The 2,755-nt window shown below is 55.3% G+C and carries 3 protein-coding genes; all 3 read left to right on the top strand.

All coding sequences use genetic code 11. The features are described from left to right. Positions 1-300: ATP-dependent protease subunit HslV (hslV, locus tag ACLQ7H_RS02115; protein ID WP_411751237.1), on the top strand; the 300-nt coding region annotated here is incomplete at its 5' end. 12 nt (positions 301-312) lie between these two features. Then, on the top strand, positions 313-1,647 hold the full coding sequence (gene hslU / locus ACLQ7H_RS02110) for an HslU--HslV peptidase ATPase subunit (RefSeq protein ID WP_024482876.1): 1,335 nt from the start codon (positions 313-315) through the stop codon (positions 1,645-1,647). 97 nt (positions 1,648-1,744) lie between these two features. Then, positions 1,745-2,662 carry a 1,4-dihydroxy-2-naphthoate polyprenyltransferase gene (locus ACLQ7H_RS02105; RefSeq protein ID WP_411751236.1) on the top strand — a complete coding sequence of 306 codons (918 nt, stop codon included), beginning with the start codon at positions 1,745-1,747 and terminating at the stop codon, positions 2,660-2,662. Positions 2,663-2,755: the final 93 nt, after the last annotated feature.

Genomic DNA, 2,755 nt, shown 5'->3' with positions numbered 1-2,755 from the left:
GAGCTGGCGAAAGACTGGCGTACCGACCGCATGCTGCGCAAACTGGAGGCATTGCTGGCCGTGGCAGATGAAAATGCGTCGCTTATCATCACCGGTAACGGTGATGTGGTGCAGCCAGAAAACGATTTGATTGCGATCGGCTCTGGTGGCCCTTATGCCCAGTCTGCTGCCCGCGCACTGTTGGAAAATACCGAGTTAAGCGCCCGCGAAATCGTGGAGAAATCCCTCAGCATCGCTGGTGATATCTGTATTTACACCAATCATTTCCACACTATCGAACAATTGCCTTCCAAAGCGTAAGGATCGAATATCATGTCTGAAATGACCCCGCGCGAGATCGTCAGCGAACTGGACAGCTACATTATTGGCCAGAACAAAGCCAAAAGAGCCGTCGCCATTGCCCTGCGCAACCGCTGGCGCCGGATGCAGCTCAATGAGATGCTGCGTCACGAAGTGACCCCAAAAAATATTCTGATGATCGGCCCAACCGGCGTCGGTAAAACCGAGATCGCCCGTCGTCTGGCTAAACTGGCCAACGCTCCCTTCATCAAGGTAGAAGCCACCAAGTTCACCGAAGTGGGCTATGTGGGTAAAGAAGTGGACTCTATCATCCGCGATCTGACCGACGCCGCCGTGAAAATGGTGCGTCTGCAATCGATCGAGAAAAATCGCACCCGTGCGGAAGAGATGGCAGAAGAACGCATTCTTGACGTGTTGATCCCACCGGCCAAGAACAATTGGGGCCAGGCAGAAGAGCAGAATGAACCTTCTGCCGCTCGCCAGGCATTCCGCAAGAAACTGCGTGAAGGTCAGCTGGACGATAAAGAAATTGAAATCGATCTGGCCTCGGCCCCGATGGGCGTGGAAATCATGGCTCCTCCGGGCATGGAAGAGATGACCAACCAGCTGCAATCGATGTTCCAAAACCTCGGTGGGCAGAAGCAGAAACCGCGTAAAGTGAAGATCAAGGAAGCCTTCAAGCTGCTGATCGAAGAAGAAGCGGCCAAACTGGTGAACCCGGAAGAGCTGAAAGAGCAGGCGGTGGAAGCGGTTGAGCAGCACGGTATCGTGTTTATCGATGAGATCGACAAAATCTGTAAGCGCAGCGGCCAGAGCTCCGGCCCGGACGTGTCCCGCGAGGGCGTCCAACGCGACCTGCTGCCACTGGTGGAAGGCTGTACGGTATCAACCAAGCACGGCATGGTGAAAACCGATCACATTCTGTTTATCGCCTCCGGCGCGTTCCAGACCGCCAGCCCTTCCGACCTGATCCCGGAACTGCAAGGCCGCCTGCCAATTCGCGTTGAGCTGCAAGCGCTGACCACGGAAGATTTTGAACGTATCCTGACCGAGCCAAGCGCGTCGCTTACCGAGCAGTACAAAGCATTGATGGCCACCGAAGGTGTCACCATCGATTTCACCGCCGACGGTATCCGCCGCATCGCCGAAGCCGCCTGGCAGGTTAACGAAAGCACCGAAAACATCGGCGCACGTCGTCTGCACACCGTGCTGGAGCGTCTGATGGAAGATATTTCGTACGATGCGAGTGAAATTGGCGGCCAATCCATTACAATTGACGCGGAATACGTGCGCAATCATCTGGATGAACTGGTAGCGGATGAAGATCTGAGTCGTTTTATTCTATAATCGCTCTATCACTGTCCTGTCAGTTATCTTTGTGGGAGGCATTGCCTCCCACATTTATTTTTAACGGACACCGTCTTTTGACTTATTGAAGCGAAATATGAGCTCATCAACCACCACCACCCCGGTCAGAGCCTGGCTGGAAAGTTTACGACCACGAACCCTGCCATTGGCCTTTGCCTCCATCGTTGTCGGTTCCGCGATCGCCGCCTGGCAGGGCAGCCTGAAGCCCGGCGTGGCGCTGTTGGCTCTGCTGACCGCAGGTCTGCTGCAGATCCTCTCCAACCTGGCCAACGATTACGGCGATGCGGTAAAAGGCAGCGATAAAGAAGACCGTATTGGTCCGTTGCGTGGCATGCAAAAAGGCATGATCACCCAAAGCCAGATGAAACGGGCCTTGATGCTGACGGTGGTGCTGATCGCCATTTCCGGTTGCTGGCTCATCGCCGTCGCCTGTGAAAAACCCAGCGATGTGGTGGGCTTCCTGGTGCTGGGCGGGTTAGCGATTATCGCGGCCATTACCTACACCGTGGGCACCAAGCCTTACGGTTATCTGGGGTTGGGCGATATTTCGGTATTGGTGTTTTTCGGCTGGCTCAGCGTGGCAGGCACTTACTATCTTCAGACTCACACTTTCGATAGCGTCGTGATGTTGCCAGCCACCGCCTGTGGCCTGCTCGCAGCGGCGGTGTTGAACATCAATAATCTGCGCGATATCGAAAGTGACCGCGCCAACGGCAAAAATACCCTGGCCGTCCGCCTTGGCCCACAGAATGCGCGCTATTACCACGCAATGCTGCTGATTGCCGCCGTGGTCTGCTTTGCCCTGTTTACCCTGCTTAACCTGCACAGCCTGTGGGGCTGGCTGTTTGTGCTGGCCGTCCCGCTGCTATTTCGCCACGGCATGCGTGTCTTACGTGACCCTACGGCCGTCGGCATGCGCCCAATGTTGGAACATATGGTTAAGGCTGCCTTGCTCGCCAACGTGCTGTTTGCCATCGGTGTCGTGCTCAGTTAGGTGAAACTCAGGTGCCAGAACGCATCCTGGCACTGATGATTTTGCCAACAGGGCGGATAAAGGGATATACTGGTTATTCCAGCGGCAAACAGA

This window comes from Serratia sp. (in: enterobacteria) (assembly GCF_046715635.1).
Taxonomy (GTDB): Bacteria; Pseudomonadota; Gammaproteobacteria; order Enterobacterales; family Enterobacteriaceae; genus Chania.
This window is presented reverse-complemented; position numbering and strand designations above follow the sequence as displayed.